16 protein-coding genes and 1 tRNA gene are annotated in these 16698 nt (G+C 72.0%); 14 read left to right on the top strand and 3 right to left on the bottom strand.

All coding sequences use genetic code 11. The features are described from left to right. Positions 1–34: 34 nt before the first annotated feature. The 8 genes from ABD52_RS03215 to ABD52_RS03180 all read left to right on the top strand — a co-directional run bounded on the left by ABD52_RS03215 (position 35) and on the right by ABD52_RS03180 (position 7601). Positions 35–105: transfer RNA gene (locus ABD52_RS03215), tRNA-Gln, on the top strand. A gap of 73 nt (positions 106–178) precedes the next feature. After that, positions 179–1642, top strand: coding sequence for a bifunctional UDP-N-acetylglucosamine diphosphorylase/glucosamine-1-phosphate N-acetyltransferase GlmU (gene glmU, locus ABD52_RS03210; protein ID WP_013283955.1), 1464 nt, complete (start codon positions 179–181; stop codon positions 1640–1642). A gap of 116 nt (positions 1643–1758) precedes the next feature. Beyond that, a complete protein-coding gene (locus ABD52_RS03205; RefSeq protein ID WP_013283956.1) occupies positions 1759–2739 on the top strand; it encodes a ribose-phosphate diphosphokinase in 981 nt (326 codons plus the stop codon). Between the two features lie 284 nt (positions 2740–3023). Beyond that, on the top strand, positions 3024–3719 hold the full coding sequence (locus ABD52_RS03200) for a 50S ribosomal protein L25/general stress protein Ctc (protein ID WP_013283957.1): 696 nt from the start codon (positions 3024–3026) through the stop codon (positions 3717–3719). Positions 3720–3819: 100 nt separating this feature from the next. Next, entirely contained in the window at positions 3820–4410 is a 591-nt protein-coding gene (gene pth / locus ABD52_RS03195) for an aminoacyl-tRNA hydrolase (RefSeq protein WP_013473953.1), read from the top strand. Between the two features lie 65 nt (positions 4411–4475). Next, complete coding sequence (locus ABD52_RS03190; RefSeq protein ID WP_030274093.1) at positions 4476–5309, top strand: inositol monophosphatase family protein; 834 nt, start codon at positions 4476–4478, stop codon at positions 5307–5309. A 79-nt stretch (positions 5310–5388) separates the two neighbouring features. Continuing rightward, complete coding sequence (cysD, locus tag ABD52_RS03185) at positions 5389–6300, top strand: sulfate adenylyltransferase subunit CysD (protein WP_013283960.1); 912 nt, start codon at positions 5389–5391, stop codon at positions 6298–6300. Next, positions 6300–7601 (top strand): sulfate adenylyltransferase subunit 1, encoded by a 1302-nt coding sequence (locus ABD52_RS03180; RefSeq protein ID WP_013283961.1) that lies wholly within the window; start codon positions 6300–6302, stop codon positions 7599–7601. The genes cysD and ABD52_RS03180 overlap by 1 nt, the downstream gene beginning before the upstream one ends. Before the next feature lie 90 nt (positions 7602–7691). Here ABD52_RS03180 and galK read toward each other — a convergent pair whose 3' ends face one another. Next, positions 7692–8843 (bottom strand): galactokinase, encoded by a 1152-nt coding sequence (galK, locus tag ABD52_RS03175; RefSeq protein WP_047890723.1) that lies wholly within the window; start codon positions 8841–8843, stop codon positions 7692–7694. A 58-nt stretch (positions 8844–8901) separates the two neighbouring features. Continuing rightward, complete coding sequence (galE, locus tag ABD52_RS03170) at positions 8902–9834, bottom strand: UDP-glucose 4-epimerase GalE (RefSeq protein WP_235437321.1); 933 nt, start codon at positions 9832–9834, stop codon at positions 8902–8904. Between the two features lie 231 nt (positions 9835–10065). Here galE and ABD52_RS03165 point away from each other — a divergent pair, with 231 nt between their 5' ends. The 6 genes from ABD52_RS03165 (at position 10066) to ABD52_RS03140 (ending at position 14637) form a co-directional block, all read left to right on the top strand. Beyond that, on the top strand, positions 10066–11082 hold the full coding sequence (locus ABD52_RS03165) for a hemolysin family protein (RefSeq protein WP_200905155.1): 1017 nt from the start codon (positions 10066–10068) through the stop codon (positions 11080–11082). A gap of 33 nt (positions 11083–11115) precedes the next feature. After that, a complete protein-coding gene (trpS, locus tag ABD52_RS03160; RefSeq protein ID WP_013283965.1) occupies positions 11116–12141 on the top strand; it encodes a tryptophan--tRNA ligase in 1026 nt (341 codons plus the stop codon). Positions 12142–12175: 34 nt separating this feature from the next. Continuing rightward, entirely contained in the window at positions 12176–12751 is a 576-nt protein-coding gene (locus tag ABD52_RS03155; protein ID WP_225319617.1) for a 2'-5' RNA ligase family protein, read from the top strand. A gap of 56 nt (positions 12752–12807) precedes the next feature. Next, positions 12808–13749 (top strand): YhjD/YihY/BrkB family envelope integrity protein, encoded by a 942-nt coding sequence (locus ABD52_RS03150; protein WP_013283967.1) that lies wholly within the window; start codon positions 12808–12810, stop codon positions 13747–13749. After that, positions 13746–14120, top strand: coding sequence for a GntR family transcriptional regulator (locus tag ABD52_RS03145; protein ID WP_013283968.1), 375 nt, complete (start codon positions 13746–13748; stop codon positions 14118–14120). The genes ABD52_RS03150 and ABD52_RS03145 overlap by 4 nt, the downstream gene beginning before the upstream one ends. Before the next feature lie 73 nt (positions 14121–14193). Next, positions 14194–14637 carry a hypothetical protein gene (locus tag ABD52_RS03140; protein WP_200905154.1) on the top strand — a complete coding sequence of 148 codons (444 nt, stop codon included), beginning with the start codon at positions 14194–14196 and terminating at the stop codon, positions 14635–14637. Between the two features lie 153 nt (positions 14638–14790). On the opposite strand, the gene ABD52_RS03135 is transcribed toward ABD52_RS03140, so the two are convergent. Beyond that, positions 14791–16425: a glycoside hydrolase family 13 protein gene (locus tag ABD52_RS03135; RefSeq protein WP_013473958.1), complete on the bottom strand. Its 1635-nt coding sequence runs from the start codon at positions 16423–16425 to the stop codon at positions 14791–14793. Positions 16426–16698 lie beyond the last annotated feature (273 nt).

Below are 16698 nucleotides of genomic sequence, written 5' to 3'. Positions count from 1 at the left end.
GGCGGGCGTAATACTATTTGCCCGTTTTCGACCATCCCGGGTCGTCTAATGGCAGGACGTCAGGTTTTGGTCCTGATTATAGGGGTTCGAATCCTCTCCCGGGAGCTTCTGCTGTTTGCCCTCCGTCGCGTGGTTAGCATGACCGCGAGACTGTCGCCGTCCCGACGGGAGCCACGTCGTGTCCCAGCCCCACCTCCGCACCGTTGTCGTGCTCGCCGCCGGTGAGGGCAAGCGGATGAAGTCGTCCCTGCCCAAGGTGCTGCACCCGCTGCTCGGCCGTACCCTGCTCGGTCACGTCCTGGCCGCGGCCGGTCCGCTGGGCGCGGACCGCTCGGTGGTCGTGGTCGGCCACGGCGCCGACCAGGTCCGGGAGCACCTGACCGAGGTCGCCCCGGGTGCCACGCCGGTGCTCCAGGAGCGCCAGCTCGGCACCGGGCACGCGGTCCGCATCGCGCTGGACGCGGTGCCGGACGCGACCGGCACCGTCGTGGTGATCAACGGGGACGTGCCGCTGCTGCGGCCGGAGACGGTCCAGGCGCTCGTCGAGGCGCACGAGGAGGCCGCCGCGGCGGCGACAGTGCTGGCCGCCGAGGTGCCGGACCCGACCGGTCTGGGCCGGATCGTGCGGGACGCGCAGGGGCACCTGGAGCAGATCGTCGAGGAGCGCGACGCCACCCCCCAGCAGCGCGCGCTGCGGGAGATCAACGCGGGCATCTACGCGTTCGACGCGGCTCGCCTGCGGGAGGCGCTGGGCAAGCTCTCCACGGACAACGACCAGGGCGAGGAGTACCTGACCGACGTCTTCGCGCTGCTGCGCGACGCCGGTGAGCCGGTGGCCGTGCACTGCGCCGCCGACCACGTGGAGACGCTCGGCTGCAACGACCGGGTCGAGCTGGCCGCGCTGCGCCGCCTGCTGCGCGACCGGATCAACGAGGGCTGGATGCGTACCGGGGTCAGCATCCTCGACCCGCACACCACCTGGATCGACGTGACCGTGACCGTCGAGCGGGACGCGGTGATCGACCAGAACACGCAGCTCCAGGGCGCGACAGTGGTCGGCGAGGGCGCGCTCGTCGGCCCGGACACCACGCTCGTGGACACGGTTGTGGGCGCGGGCGCGAGCATCGTGCGCAGCCACGCGCTCGGCGCCGAGGTGGGCCCGCAGGCGAGCGTCGGCCCGTACGCGTACCTGCGGCCGGAGTCGCGGCTGGGCCGCAAGGCGAAGGTCGGCACGTTCGTGGAGACCAAGAAGGCGTCGATCGGTGACGGGTCGAAGGTGCCGCACCTGTCGTACGTGGGCGACGCGACGATCGGCGACCACAGCAACATCGGCGCGGCCACCGTCTTCGTCAACTACGACGGGGTACGCAAGCACCACACCACCATCGGCAGTCACGCCCGTACCGGAGCGGACAACATGTTCGTGGCGCCGGTGCGGGTGGGCGACGGCGCGTACACCGCTGCGGGTTCGGTGATCACCGGAGACGTGCCGCCGGGCGCGATGGCGGTGGCGCGTGGTCAGCAGCGCAACGTGGAGGGCTGGGTGCTGCGCAAGCGGGCCGGTACGGACGCCGCGGAGGCGGCGCGGCGGGCCGGTGAGGGTGCGCCGGACACGGGCGGCGCCGCAAGCGAAGGTGACTGAATCCACGGGGATCGGCGGGCCGTGGGTGGATCGCTGAACCGGGGGCATACTGCAACCGAACAGTCCCCGGCCCCACCGCCGCCGGGCACCACCGACATACGGGAGCAGACGGGCCCATGGGCAGCATCGTCGCCGAAAACCGCAAGAGCCTGATGCTCTTCTCCGGGAGGGGTTTTCCGGAGCTGGCCAAGGAGATCGGTGAGGTGCTCGGCGTCGCGCCGACGCCGGCCGACGCGTACGACTTCGCCAACGGCGAGATCTTCGTACGGTACAAGGACTCGGTCCGTGGTTCGGACGCCTTCGTGGTGCAGTCCGTGACGCACGGCGTGAACACCTGGGTCATGGAGACCCTGATCATGGTCGACGCGCTGAAGCGCGGCTCGGCCAAGCGGATCACCGTGGTACTGCCGTTCTACCCGTACTCGCGGCAGGACAAGAAGCACCGCGGCCGGGAGCCGATCTCGGCGCGGCTGATCGCCGACCTGCTGAAGACGGCGGGCGCGAACCGGATCCTGACCGTGGACCTGCACACCGCGCAGATCCAGGGCTTCTTCGACGGCCCGGTGGACCACCTGTTCGCGATGGACGTGCTGGCCGAGTACGTGGAGCACAAGTACGCGGGCCGGCCGATGACCGTGGTGGCACCGGACTCGGGCCGGGTACGCGTGGCCGAGCGCTGGACCGACCGGCTGGGCGGCTGCCCGCTGGCGTTCATCCACAAGACCCGCGATCCGCTCAAGCCGAACCAGGTGGTGGCGAACCGGGTGGTCGGTGAGGTCGAGGGCCGGGTGTGCCTGATCGTGGACGACATGATCGACACCGGTGGCACGATCACCAAGGCGGCGGACATCCTCAAGGAGCAGGGCGCGGCGGAGATCGTGGTCGCCTCGACCCACGCGCTGCTGTCCGACCCGGCGACGGAGCGGCTGAAGAACAGCCCGATCAGCGAGGTCGTGGTGACGAACACGCTGCCGCTGCCGTCGGAGAAGCAGCTGGACAAGCTGACCGTACTGTCGATCGCCCCGCTGCTGGCGCGGGCGATCCGGGAGGTCTTCGACGACGGCTCGGTGACCACCCTGTTCGGTGGCCTGAGCTGAGCGTGCGGTCCGGTCGCCGGGAGTTCCCGGCGGCCGGGCCGATGCCCTGCGGAACCGGCGGGGCGGTGATATGGGGGACTGCCGGAGAGCCGGGAATTCCCTCGGGTAGACTGGTGCGGTTGCCACGGCGAGGGTGCCCGGCGGGCTGCTGACAAGCACCGCACGGAGGCGCCGTCATCGACGCGGTGCTCCGGGCGGTCGTTCATGACCCTAGCCCCAGCGAGCCCCTCGCCCCAGCACCGCCAGACGACAAGCCGCCGCAGCGAAGCATCAGGAGTTTCCCCGTGTCCGAGGTAAAGATCAGCGCCGAGCCCCGTACCGAGTTCGGCAAGGGTGGTGCCCGTCGTACCCGCCGGGCCGGCAAGGTGCCCGCCGTGCTGTACGGCCACGGCGAGAAGCCCAAGCACATCGCGCTTCCGGCGCGGGAGTTCGCCGCCGCGATCCGTAAGGGCGGCGCGAACCAGCTCTTCGCGATCGAGGTCAGCGACGGCACCCAGGTGCTGGCGCTGCCGAAGGCGATCCAGCGTGACCCGATCAAGGACACCTTCGAGCACGTGGACCTGCTGCTGGTCCGCCGTGGCGAGAAGGTCACCGTCGAGGTCCCGGTCCAGCTGACCGGTGAGGCCGCGAAGGACACCCTGATCGTGCACGACCACGACACGCTGTCGGTGACCGCCGACGCGACCAAGGTGCCGGACCACCTGGAGGCGTCGATCGAGGGCGCCGAGCCGGGCACCACGATCACCGCCGCCGACGTCGAGCTGCCGGCCGGCGTCGAGCTGGCCACCGACGAGGAGACCGCTGTCGCCTCGGTGACCGCCGCTCCGACCGCCGAGCAGCTCGAGGCCACCCTCCCCGAGGTCGAGGAGGCCACCGAGGAGGCCGAGGCCGAGGTCGGCGAGGAGACCGCCGAGGGTGCCGAGGGCGCTCCGGCCGCCGAGGGCGAGGAGGCCCCGGCCGAGGCGAAGACCGAGGCCTGACCGGTCCGCAAGGCTGTGCGACAGGCGTCCCCGGTTCCCGGGGGCGCCTGTCGGCGTATCGGGACGGCTGGTCGGGCGAGCGAGCGGGAAGGGGCGTCGGGTGACGGACGAGGCGGGACCGTGGCTGGTGGTCGGCCTGGGCAACCCCGGCCGGGAGTACGCGGGCAACCGGCACAACGTCGGGTTCATGGTGGCCGACCTGCTGGCGGCCCGGGTGGGCGCGAAGTTCGGGCGGCACAAGCGTGCGATGGCCGAGGCCGCGGAGGGGCGGCTGGGGTTCGGCGGTCCGAAGCTGGTGCTGCTGAAGCCGTTGACGTACATGAACCTCTCCGGCGGTCCGGTGGCCGGGCTGGCGCAGTTCCACAAGATCCCGCCGGCGCACGTGATCGCGGTGCACGACGAGCTGGACATCCCGTACGGGCAGGTGCGGGTGAAGTGCGGCGGCGGCGAGGGCGGGCACAACGGCCTGCGCTCGATGTCGAAGTCGCTCGGCACCAAGGACTACGTGCGGGTGCGGTTCGGCATCGGCCGGCCGCCGGGCCGGCAGGACCCGGCTGACTACGTACTCTCGGATTTCTCTTCGTCGGAGCGCAAGGAGCTGGAGTTCCTGGTGGACCGCGCGGCGGACGTGGTGGAGTCCGTGGTTCTGAAGGGCGTGGAGCCGACGCAGAACCTGTACCACGGGGGTTGAGCGGCGGGGCGGAGCCCGGCCGGTAGCCTCGGGCGACGGGAGCGAAGGCGGGTGACGGGAGCAGCATGGGCAGTCCTCCGATGATCGACGGCGGGTTCGCCCGGTGGCTGGCGTCCCGGGCCGGTCAGGCGCTGACGGCCCTGCGCGCGGAGATGGGCTTCGCCGACGCGGGCGCGCTCCGGTCGGCCGGCGACAAGGTCTCGCACGATCTGATCCGCACCGAGCTGGCGAAGTGGCGGCCGGCGGACGCGGTGCTGTCGGAGGAGGACGAGGGCTCGCGGCTGGCCTGGACGGCGGAGGTGACAGACGCGGCGCTGTCGCGCCTGACCGCGGACCGGGTCTGGATCATCGACCCGCTGGACGGCACCCGGGAGTACGCGGAGGAGGGGCGCGCGGACTGGGCGGTGCACGTGGCGCTCTGGTCGCGTAACGCGTCGCGGCCGCACGGTCTGGTGGCGGGCGCGGTGGCGCTGCCGGCCCAGCACCGGGTGCTCGGCACGGACCACCCGCCGGCGTACCCGCCGATGACAGTGGAGGCGGCCACCGGGGGCGGCGCGCGGGTCATCCGCTTGGCGGCCAGCCGTAGCCGTCCGCCGGTTTTCCTGACCGACCTGGCAGAGGACGTCGGCGCTCATCTGGTTCCGATGGGCTCGGCGGGCGCGAAGATCGCCGCCGTGGTCACGGGTGAGGTCGACGCGTACATCCACGCGGGCGGTCAGTACGAGTGGGATTCGGCCGCTCCGGTCGCTGTGGCGACGGCCACCGGTCTGCATGCTTCCCGGATCGACGGTTCTGCGCTGAAATACAACGGGGCCGACCCGCGCCTACCGGATCTGCTGGTCTGCCGCAAGGATCTCGCGAGTCGGTTGCTTGCAGCGTTGCAGCGGCATTCCGGGTAACCTGAGCGTTCTTCTTCACGAGTCCGACCTGAAAGGTCTGGAATCCGATGTACGGATCCGTGCGAATCGAGTTCGTGTCATGACGTCCCCCGCCGCGTACCAGGTGTCGCACCTCGACGCGCTCGAGGCGGAGAGCATCTTCGTGATGCGCGAGGTCGTCGCCGAGATGGAACGGCCGGTGCTGCTGTTCTCCGGCGGCAAGGACTCGATCGTGATGCTCCGGTTGGCCCAGAAGGCGTTCGCGCCGGCCAACATCCCCTTCCCGGTGATGCACGTGGACACCGGGCACAACTTCCCCGAGGTGCTCGACTACCGCGATCAGCGGGTGGCCGAGCTGGGCCTGCAGCTCATCGTGGCGAGCGTGCCGGAGGCGCTGAACAAGGGCCTGGTCCGCGAGTCGGCCGACGGCATGCGCAACCGGATCCAGACGCCGGTGCTGCTGGAGGCGGTGGAGAAGCACCGCTTCGACGCGCTGTTCGGCGGCGCCCGGCGCGACGAGGAGAAGGCGCGGGCCAAGGAGCGGGTGTTCAGCTTCCGCGACGAGTTCGGCCAGTGGGATCCGAAGAACCAGCGTCCGGAGCTGTGGGCGCTCTACAACGGCCGGCACCACCCGGGCGAGTCGATCCGGGTGTTCCCGCTGTCGAACTGGACCGAGCTGGACGTCTGGCACTACATCGAGCGGGAGCGGATCCCGCTGCCGTCGATCTACTACGCGCACGAGCGCGAGGTGATCGAGCGCGACGGCATGCTCTACGCGGTGAACGAGTTCTTCCGGGCGCGCGCCGGTGAGCAGCCGTTCAAGGCCCAGGTGCGGTACCGGACCGTGGGTGACGCCTCCTGCACCGCGGCGGTCCGCTCGGACGCCGACACGGTGGAGAAGGTGATCGAGGAGGTGGCCGCCACGCGGATCACCGAGCGCGGCGCGACCCGCGGCGACGACCGGGTCAGCGAGGCCGCCATGGAGGACCGCAAGCGAGAGGGCTACTTCTGATGAGCGTCGAGACCCTGGCCCCGGCCGAGAGCGAGACCGCGCGGCCGATGGACCTGCTGCGGTTCGCCACCGCGGGCAGCGTCGACGACGGCAAGTCGACGCTGATCGGCCGTCTGCTCTACGACACCAAGTCGCTGTTCAGTGACCAGCTCGCCGCCGTCGAGGCGGTCAGCGCGGCCCGGGGCGACGAGTACACGAACCTGGCGCTGCTCACCGACGGCCTGCGCGCCGAGCGGGAGCAGGGCATCACCATCGACGTGGCGTACCGCTACTTCGCCACGCCGAGGCGGAAGTTCATCATCGCCGACACCCCGGGGCACATCCAGTACACCCGGAACATGGTCACCGGTGCCTCCACGGCCGACCTGGCGCTGATCCTGGTGGACGCGCGTAAGGGCCTGGTGGAGCAGTCCCGCCGGCACGCGTTCCTCTGCTCGCTGCTGCGGGTGCCGCACCTGGTCCTGTGCGTGAACAAGATGGACCTGGTGGACTGGTCGCAGGAGGTCTACGAGCGGATCGCGGACGAGTTCACCGCGTTCGCCGCGAAGCTCGACGTGCCGGACCTGACTGTGGTGCCGGTGTCCGCGCTGCAGGGCGACAACATCGTCACCCGCTCGGAGAACATGCCCTGGTACGAGGGCCCGTCGCTGCTGCACCACCTGGAGCGGGTGCACATCGCGTCGGACCGCAACCTGGTCGACGTGCGGTTCCCGGTGCAGTACGTGATCCGGCCGCAGTCCACCACCGTCACCGACTACCGGGGTTACGCCGGTCAGGTGGCCTCCGGCGTGCTCAAGCCGGGCGACGAGGTCATGGTGCTGCCGTCGGGCTTCACCAGCCGGATCGCCGCGGTGGAGACCGCGGACGGCCCGGTGGACGAGGCGTTCCCGCCGATGTCGGTGACGGTCCGGCTGACCGACGAGCTGGACATCTCCCGCGGCGACATGATCTGCCGGCCGAACAACGCCCCGATGGCCGTGCAGGACATCGAGGCGATGATCTGCTGGATGGACGAGACGCGGCCGTTGCAGGTCGGCGGCAAGTACGCGATCAAGCACACGACCCGCTCGGCGCGGGCGATCGTGCGCGGGCTGCACTACCGGTTGGACATCAACTCGCTGCACCGCGACGAGACGGCCGGTGAGCTGAAGCTCAACGAGATCGGCCGGGTCCGGCTGCGCACCACGGTTCCGCTGCTGGCCGACGAGTACCGCCGTAACCGCACCACCGGCGGCTTCGTGATCATCGACGAGTCGACGAACCGTACGGTCGGCGCCGGCATGATCGTCGAGGCCGGCTGACCCTGGGTTGCAAGGAAGGGCCCCTTGTTAACAGTGCGCTGTTAACAAGGGGCCCTTCCTCTACCGCAGGCGTTAATAAGGGGCCCTTCCTTACACCTCAGTGACGCCACCGGCGGGCAGGACGGTGAGCGTGCCGGGGGCGGTGAAGCCGCGCTCGGCGTACGCCTCGGTCACGGCGGCCGCCACCGTGTCGGCGGCGTCGGCGTCGACCAGGGCGAGCACGCAGCCGCCGAAGCCACCGCCGGTCATCCGCGCGCCGTACGCCCCGGCGGCCAGCGCCGTCTCGACCGCGGTGTCGATCTCCGGCACGGTGATCTCGAAGTCGTCGCGCATGGAGGCGTGCGAGGCGGTCAGCAGCGGACCGGTGTCGCGGACCCGCCCGGCGCGCAGCAGCGCGACGGTGTCGAGCACCCGCTGGTTCTCGGTCACCACGTGCCGGACCCGGCGGCGGGTCTCGTCGTCGTCGAGGCGCGCCAGCGCGGCGTCGAGGTCGGTCACGTCGACGTCGCGCAGCGCTGTCACCCCGAGCGTCGCGGCGGCCTGCTCGCAGCTCTTGCGCCGAGCGGCGTACTCGCCGTCCGCGTGCCGGTGCGGCGCCCGGCTGTCGATCACCAGCACCGCCAGCCCGGCGCCGTCCAGGTCGAACGGGATCTGCTCGACCTCCTCGGTGCGGCAGTCGAGGAACAGCGCGTGCCCGGCCCGGCCGCGGATCACCGCGGACTGGTCCATGATCCCGGTGGGCGCGCCGACGTAGTCGTTCTCGGCCCGCTGGGCGAGCCGCGGCCACCGGCCGGCGGGCAGGTCGAGCCCGCCGAGGTCGACCAGCGCGGCCAGCACCGCCGACTCGATCGCCGCCGACGAGGAGAGCCCGGAGCCGACCGGCACGTCGGAGGCGACGGCGAGCCGCGCGCCCGGCACGTCGTGGCCGTCGGCGCGCAGCGCCCACACCACCCCGGCCACGTAGGCGGCCCAGCCGTCGACCCGGCCGGGCTCGTCGGCCTCCGCCGCGCCGAACTCGACCGGTTCGTCATCCAGCTCCGACCAGACGGTCCAGCGTCCGTCGAGGGCGGGCGCGGCGGCGACCACGGTACGCAGCGGCAGCGCGAAGGGCAGCACGAAGCCGTCGTTGTAGTCGGTGTGCTCGCCGATCAGGTTGACCCGGCCGGGAGCCGCCCAGCGGCCCGCCGGTTCGGTGCCGTACCGCTGCCGGAAGCCGGCCGTGGCGCGGTCGGCGACGTTCATGCCGTGCCTTCTTTCGTTCGCGACTGCGGGGCTCGCAACCCCGGCTCACTCCTCGCGCTCACGAGGGCTGTTCCGCGACGTGCGCCCGGTAGAACGCCCAGGCGTCGCCGACCATGTCGTGCAGGGTCGGCTTGGTCGGCGTCCAGCCCAGCTCGTCGCGGGCCAGCGCGGAGGATGCGACCAGCTCGGCCGGGTCGCCCTCGCGGCGGGGGGCCACCTCGACCGGCACCGGGTGCCCGGTGACCTCGCGGACCACGTCGACCACCTGCCGGTTGGTGAAGCCGTTGCCGTTGCCGAGGTTGTAGATGCGGTGCCGGCCCGGGGTGGCCGCGTCCAGCGCGAGCAGGTGGGCGCGGGCCAGGTCTTCGACGTGGATGTAGTCGCGGACGCAGGTGCCGTCGACTGTGGGGTAGTCGTCGCCGAAGAGCTGGAGCTTCTCCCGCCGTCCGGCGGCCACGTCGAGCGCGATCGGGATGAGGTGCGTCTCCGGGTCGTGCCGCTCGCCGATGGCCAGCCCGTCGCGCAGGTACGCCCCGGCGACGTTGAAGTAGCGCAGCGAGACGGCGGCCAGGTCGTGCGCGATCGCCTCGGAGGTGAGCGCCATGTCGACGGCCAGCTTGGTGGCGCCGTAGGTGCTGGTGGGCGCCTTGACGGCGGTTTCCGGGATGGGCAGCTCGGTGGGGTTGCCGTAGACGGCGGCGGTGGAGGAGAAGACCATCCGGGGCACCCGGGCGGCGCGGACCGCGTCGATGAGCGCGATCGAGCCGACCGTGTTGGTGTGCCAGTACAGCTCGGGGCGGATCATCGACTCGCCGGCGGCGATGAGGGCGGCGAAGTGCAGCACGCCGTCGAACCCTGCGTCGGGGGTGAGCACCCGGGCGGCCTCGTGCACCGGCAGCTCGACGTGGGTGGCGTCGGGGGCGAGGGCCTCCCGGTGACCGGTGCGCAGGTCGTCCAGCACGGTCACCTGGTGGCCGTGGTCGAGCAGCATCCGGGTCACCACGCTGCCGATGTAGCCGGCGCCGCCGGTGACGAGCAGTTTCACGTCGGTCCTCCTGCCTGGGCCGCGTCCCGCGGCGGCCGTCCCGCGATCACCCTACGGCCGGGGGCTGTGTCGCGGCTGTCGAGTTGAGTCCGCCTCCATTCCATCACAATCCTCCATGATTGAACAGATACGAACATTGGGCCGAGCGTACGGTGACCGCTGTCTACCATCCTTCTCATGCGGGAGGGTGGTGGTCCCGGGCCCCGGCGGCGACCGTCGGGGCGGCCCCGACGCGAACCCGGCCCGCTGGCCCGCACCGTGGCCCGTCTCGTGGTGCGCGGCGCCGACGGCGCCACCCGCCTGGTCACCGCCCTGCTCGGGGCCAGCCCCATCGCCGGGCGGGAACGGATCAGCGAGGCCGAGCTGCGTGACCTGGTCGCGGCGAACACGCTGCTCGACCCGGACGAACGGCGGATCATCGACGAGGTGCTGGTGGCCGGCGCCCGGCTCGTCCGCGAGGTGATGGTGCCCCGCACCGAGGTGGTCTTCCTCAGCGCGGCGCTCCCGCTGGCGCAGGCCCAGCGGCTGGTCCGGGCCGAGCCGCACACCCGCTACCCGGTGGTCGACGGCACCCACGACGACGTGGTCGGCCTGGTGCACCTGCGGGACGTGCTGCTGCGCCCGGACGCGGACCGGCTGCTCCTGGTCGGCGACCTGATCCGGGAGGTGAAGCGCCTGCCGGACAGCAAGCGCGTGCTGGCGGCGCTCACCGAGATGCGCCGGGAGGGCCACCACCTGGCCGTCGTCGTCGACGAGTACGGCGGCACCGCCGGCATCGTCACCTGCGAGGACCTGGTCGAGGAGCTGGTCGGGGAGATCCGCGACGACGAGCACGGCCCGCTCGAACCGGAACCCGCCGGTCTGCCCGCGGTCGTCGACGGCCGGCTCAACCTGACCGACTTCGCCGAGCGCACCGGGGTGCCGCTGCCCGCCGGGCCGTACGAGACGGTGGGCGGGTACGTGATGGCCGCCCTGGGCCGGCTGCCCGTGGCGGGCGACGAGGTGCCGGTGGCTGTCGACCCGGCCACCGGATCGGTCCCCGCCGATCCGGCGGGCTGGCTGCTGCGGGTGCTCACGCTCGACGGCCGGCGGGTGTCCCGCCTGGCGGTCTCCGCCGCGCGGCTGCCCGAGCCCCGGCGTGAGGTGAACGGTCCGCTTCCGCCCGTACCCGCCCGATCCACCGGCCCGTCATGACGGACGCCGGGGCTTGCTGACAGAATTGCCGCCATGTCCGACGTACCCGCCCGCCCGCGCGTCTTCTCCGGCATCCAGCCGACGGCCGACTCGTTCCACCTCGGCAACTACCTGGGCGCGCTGCGGCACTGGGTGGCGTTGCAGGACAGCCACGACGCCTACTACTGCGTCGTCGACCTGCACGCGATCACCGCGGGGCACGACCCGTTGGTGCTCAAGCGCCGCAGCCGGCTCGCCGCCGCGCAGCTGTTCGCGCTCGGCCTGGACCCGGAGCGCAGCACGCTGTTCGTGCAGTCGCAGGTGCCCGAGCACTCGCAGCTGGCCTGGGTGCTCGGCTGCATCACCGGCTTCGGCGAGGCCGGCCGGATGACCCAGTTCAAGGACAAGTCGCAGAAGCAGGGCAGCGAGCGGGCCAGCGTCGGCCTGTTCACGTACCCGATCCTCCAGGCCGCGGACATCCTGCTCTACCAGGCGAACGCGGTGCCGGTCGGCGAGGACCAGCGGCAGCACCTGGAGCTCTCCCGCGACCTGGCGCAGCGGTTCAACTCGCTGTTCGGACGCACCTTCACAGTGCCCTCCCCGCACATCGTGAAGGACACCGCGAAGATCACCGACCTGCAGGATCCGACGGCCAAGATGTCGAAGTCGTCGTCCTCGCCGGCCGGCATCATCGATCTGCTGGAGGACCCGGCCCGGTCGGCCAAGAAGATCCGCTCGGCGGTCACCGACACCGGCCGCGAGATCGTCTTCGACGCCGAGGGCAAGCCGGGCATCACCAACCTGCTGACGATCTACTCCGCGCTGTCCGGCCGGTCCGTCGACGACCTGGTCGCCGCGTACGACGGCAAGGGCTACGGCGACCTGAAGAAGGACCTCGCCGAGGTGGTGCGGGAGTTCGTCACGCCGATCCAGGAACGCACGAACGCCTACCTGAACGACCCGGCCCAGCTCGACAAGCTGCTGGCGCGGGGCGCGGAGAAGGCCCGGTCGGTGGCCGCCGGGACGCTGCGGGACGCGTACGAGCGGGTCGGCTTCTTCCCGCCGGTGCGGTTCGAGTAACGGCCCGGACGGGCGGGAACGGGTGACGCAGCCGGTGGCCGGAGGGGTGGCGCGCGACGTGGCGGGCAGTGACACGGCGCCGGGCGGCGCGGACACGATCCAGATCGGGATCGCTGTCGACGTCCCCGAGCCCTGGGGCGGGCTGCTCACCCGCCGCCGGGTCGAGGCCGGCGACCCGCTCGCCGTCCCCGCGCACGTCACCCTCCTCGGGCCCACCGAGATCCCGGTACGCGCGCTGCCCGCCGTCGAGGAGCACCTGGACCGGGTCGCCGCCGCGCACCTGCCGTTCACGCTGCACCTGCGCGGCACCGGCACGTTCCGCCCGGTCACCCAGGTGGTGTTCGTGGCGGTGGCGGCCGGGATCAGCGAGTGCGAACTGCTGGCCGCCGCGATCAACTCGGCCCCCGAGCTGCGGCGCGAGCTGCGCTTCCCGTACCACCCGCACGTCACTGTGGCGCAGGACGTGCCGCCCGAGGTGCTCGACAGGGCGTACGAGGACCTGGCCGACTTCTCCGCGTTGTTCCAGGTGGACGCGTTCACGCTGTTCTCGCACAGCGGGGCGACCCGGTGGCAGCCCCGCCGCGACTTCCGGCTCGGCGGCCGGAGCTGAACATCCGACCGGCCGGGGCCCCTCCGCCACGGGCGGAGATCGGCGAGGATGACGGGGTGAACGTCTTCGGCCGGATCGAGGCGGCGGTGGGGCGCCGCATCGACGCGGCCCGGGGCCGCTCGTCGGTCTTCGACCACGTCTGGCGGGCCGGGACGCTCTACGCCGACCTGCTCGCCGGGCGGCTCGCCGCCGCCATCGCGTACTACGGCTTCTTCGCCGTGTTCGCGCTCGCGCTCGTCGCGTACTGGATCTTCGGCGCGGTGCTGCGCGACAACGAGGAGGTCAGCCGCGGCGCGGCCCACTTCCTGGAGGAGAACCTGCCCTTCCTCGACCCGGTGCAGATCGCCGAGAGCAGCAGCACCGTCGGCGTGGTCGGCCTGGTCATCCTGGTCTTCACCGGCATCGGCTGGGTGGAGGCGATCCGCTCCTCGCAGCGGCTGATGTACGGCTTCAACCAGCAGCCCGGCAACCTCGTGGTGCGGCGGCTTGTCGACCTGGGCGTGCTGGTGGCGGTCTTCGTGCTGCTGTTCGTCTCGGTCGCCGCCGTGGACGCGCTGGAGTCGCTGCTGCGCTTCCTGCTGCGCAGCACCGGCTCGGTGGGCCTGACCACGATCAGCGCGCTGCTGAGCGTGCTCGTCAACGCCGTGCTCGCCGCCGCGCTGCTGCTCGCAGTGCCGCGGCTGCGGATGAGCCGGCGCCGGCTGCGCCCGGCGATCCTGACCATCGCCGTCGGTATCACCCTGCTGAACACCGTGGGGCGTTACTACGTGGTACGCACCGAGCGGAACCCCGCGTACACAGTGGTCGCCACCGCCGTGGGCCTGCTGCTCTACCTCTACCTGCTCAACCAGCTGGTGCTCTTCGGCGCCGCGCTCGCCGCCACCAGCCGGTACGGCCGGGTGGTGGACCTGGCCGAGGGCGGTGCCCGGGAGGTGGACGTGGAGGCGGACGTGCTCGACGAGGAGACGGAACCGGGGACACCGGGGGGAGCGGGATGAGCGCGCGGATCCGGATCGACGCCGAGTCGGCGGTGCCGCCGTACGAGCAGGTGCGGGCGCAGTTCGCCGCGCGCATCGGCGACGGGCGGCTGCCGGTGGGCACCCGGCTCCCGGCCGTGCGGCAGCTCGCCGCCGACCTGGGGCTGGCCGTGAACACCGTGGCGCGGGCGTACCGGGAACTGGAGGGCGCCGGCCTGGTGGAGACGCGCGGCCGGCACGGCACGGTGGTGGCCCCCGGCCGGGACGACGCCACCGACCGGCTGCACCGGGCCGCCGCCGAGTACGCCGCCGAGGCGCGGCGCCTGGGTGTCGCGCCGGAGCGGGCTGTCGCGCTGGTCCGTGCGGCGCTGGACGCCGGTACGCGTGGCTGAGCGTGGTCCCCGAAGCGGGGAGAGTCCGATGAATGCGTTCCCCGGGCCGATGTGCGGCGACCATGATGGGCCGGTGGGCGCACTCGTGACACTGGACCTGCCGGACGACTCCCCGATCCGGAGTCTGCCGTGGATCATCACGTTCGGCCCGCTCGGTGCCGAGGACGACTGGGAGCCGGTGGTCTGCGGCCCGTACGAGCGACCGCACGCGCTGGCGCTGGCCGAGGCGGTGGTGGCCGACGAGCAGTTGATGGCGGTGGTGGAGCCGCTGCTGCCGGCGCTCACACCGGAGGAGATCCGCGGCGAGATCGCGGCCGCGCAGATCGCCGCCGAGGACGAGGCGGCCGAGATCGACCAGGCGGACCTCTACGGCGACTTCGAGGACGTCATCGACGAGGAACTGGAACGGGCCGCCGAACGCGAGCCGGAGCCCGAGCCGTTGGAGGCGCCCGACCGGGAGGAGATCCGGGCCGGGTTCGCCCGGATCGCCGCGCTGCTCACCGCCAAGGGCGGCTGAGGACGCGCGCGCTCCCCGATGGACGCCGGCCCCCCGGGAGCGGACTCCCGAGGGGCCGGGGCCACCTCACCCCCCACCACAAGGGGTCGGCAGCCCAGCCGCCCGTCGGCGCGGGGCACAACGGACGGCCAGGTCGTTGGCGGGTTACCCGGCTCAGCGCCGTTCGAACCACGCAGCCGCGTCCACCGGCAGGACGTGTCCGTCGCCCCGCTCGGTGAGTTCGGCGCTGGCGACGAGCGGGCGGCCGTAGCCGCTCACAGTCACCTCGGCGCCGCTGATGTTCACCACGCAGGTCACCTCGGCGTCCCCGGCGGTGCGGCGGAACGCCAGGACGCCGGGCTCGGTCTCCAGCCAGGTGATGGCGTCCAGGCCGGCCAGCGCCGGGTGCTCGTGCCGGGTGCGCAGCGCGGTCCGGTACAGCTCCAGCGTCGAGCCGGGCACCCCGGTCTGGGCGGTCACCGACAGCGACCGCCAGGTCGCCGGCGCCGGCAGCCAGCTCAGCTCGCTGCCGTCCGGCCCGAAGCCGTACGGGGGCAGCTCGCCGCCCCACGGGATCGGCACGCGGCAGCCGTCCCGGCTCTCCCCGGTGCGCCGGAACGCCGGGTCCTGACGCAGCTCGTCGGGAAGGTCCAGCACCTCCGGCAGGCCCAGTTCCTCGCCCTGGTAGACGTACGCGCAGCCGGGCAGCGCGAACATCAGCAGCGCGGCGGCACGGGCACGGCGCAGGCCGACCTCGCCGTCGCCGTACCGGGTGACGTGCCGCTGCCGGTCGTGGTTGGAGAGCACCCAGGTGGTCGGCGCGCCCACGATCGTGGACTCGGCCAGCGCCGTGTCGATCACCTTGCGGAACGAGTCGGCCGACCAGGTGGCGTCGAGGAAGTCGAAGCTGAACGCCTGGTGCAGCTCGTCCGGGCCGATGTAGCGGGCCAGCCGCTGCGGCGTCTCGGCCCACGCCTCGGCGACCGCCATCCGGCCACCCGGGTAGCTGTCCAGGATCGGCCGCCAGGCGCGGTAGATGTCGTGCACCTCGTCCTGGTCGAAGTACGGCAGCCGGCCCTTGCCCAGCAGCTCGGACTGGCGCTGGCCGGTGGTCATCGAGTTGAAGCCCACGTCCGGCAGGCCCTCGGCCTTGATCATCCCGTGCGCCACGTCGATCCGGAAGCCGTCCACGCCACGGTCCAGCCAGAAGCGCAGCACGTCCTCGAACTCGGCCCGCACCTCCGGGTGGCGCCAGTTCAGGTCGGGCTGGGCCGGGTCGAACAGGTGCAGGTACCACTGGCCGTCGACCACGCGCGTCCACGCCGGACCGCCGAAGATGCTCTCCCAGTCGTTCGGCGGCAGCTCGCCCTGCTCGCCCTTGCCGTCGGCGAACAGGTAGCGCTCACGCTCCGGCGAACCCGGTCCGGCGGCCAGCGCGGCGGCGAACCACGGGTGCGCGCTGGAGGTGTGGTTCGGCACCATGTCCACGATGATCCGCAGGCCGAGCGCGTGCGCGTCGGTGATCATCTCGTCGAAGTCGGTCAGGTTGCCGAACAGCGGGTCGACGTCGCGGTAGTCGGCCACGTCGTAGCCGGCGTCGACCTGCGGCGAGGTGTAGAACGGCGTCAGCCAGAGCGCGTCCACGCCGAGGTCACGCAGGTACGGCAGGCGCTGCCGGATGCCCTGGAGGTCACCCACACCGTCGGCGTTCGCATCAGCGAAGCTGCGGACGTACACCTGGTAGACGACCGCGGACCGCCACCAGTCGTCGTCGGCGGTGCGTGGGGTGGTGCTGGGGACGGAGGTCATCGGTGTCGATCCCGTTCTGTGGCGGCTTCTGGTGCGGCGCAGGGTGTCTGAGCAGAATGCCGCCATCGCACTGCAAGAGTCAAGCATTCCTTGCGCAAGAAATGACGGCCATCACCCGCCGCTGCTCCGGCACCCTCTCCCGAATCCCGGGACACCGACCCACCCTCACCGCCCGCCGACTCCCGTCGATCATGAGGTTGACGGCCTTCGTCGCCCGATTTGTCCCCGCCAACCTCATGATCGCCCCCGCTCAAGGGCGGGTGGGGTCAGGCG

The sequence above is a fragment of the Micromonospora sp. RV43 genome (assembly GCF_001029515.1).
GTDB classification, from domain to species: domain Bacteria; phylum Actinomycetota; class Actinomycetes; order Mycobacteriales; family Micromonosporaceae; genus Micromonospora; species Micromonospora aurantiaca.
This window is presented reverse-complemented; position numbering and strand designations above follow the sequence as displayed.

Coding starts and splice junctions, on each gene's coding strand:
- ABD52_RS03205 (WP_013283956.1), top strand. CDS start 1,759: ATGGGCAGCATCGTCGCCGAAAACCGCAAGAGCCTGATGCTCTTCTCC.
- ABD52_RS03190 (WP_030274093.1), top strand. CDS start 4,476: ATGGGCAGTCCTCCGATGATCGACGGCGGGTTCGCCCGGTGGCTGGCG.
- cysD (WP_013283960.1), top strand. CDS start 5,389: ATGACGTCCCCCGCCGCGTACCAGGTGTCGCACCTCGACGCGCTCGAG.
- ABD52_RS03180 (WP_013283961.1), top strand. CDS start 6,300: ATGAGCGTCGAGACCCTGGCCCCGGCCGAGAGCGAGACCGCGCGGCCG.
- galK (WP_047890723.1), bottom strand. CDS start 8,843: ATGAACGTCGCCGACCGCGCCACGGCCGGCTTCCGGCAGCGGTACGGC.
- galE (WP_235437321.1), bottom strand. CDS start 9,834: ATGCTGCTCGACCACGGCCACCAGGTGACCGTGCTGGACGACCTGCGC.
- ABD52_RS03165 (WP_200905155.1), top strand. CDS start 10,066: ATGCGGGAGGGTGGTGGTCCCGGGCCCCGGCGGCGACCGTCGGGGCGG.
- trpS (WP_013283965.1), top strand. CDS start 11,116: ATGTCCGACGTACCCGCCCGCCCGCGCGTCTTCTCCGGCATCCAGCCG.
- ABD52_RS03145 (WP_013283968.1), top strand. CDS start 13,746: ATGAGCGCGCGGATCCGGATCGACGCCGAGTCGGCGGTGCCGCCGTAC.
- ABD52_RS03135 (WP_013473958.1), bottom strand. CDS start 16,425: ATGACCTCCGTCCCCAGCACCACCCCACGCACCGCCGACGACGACTGG.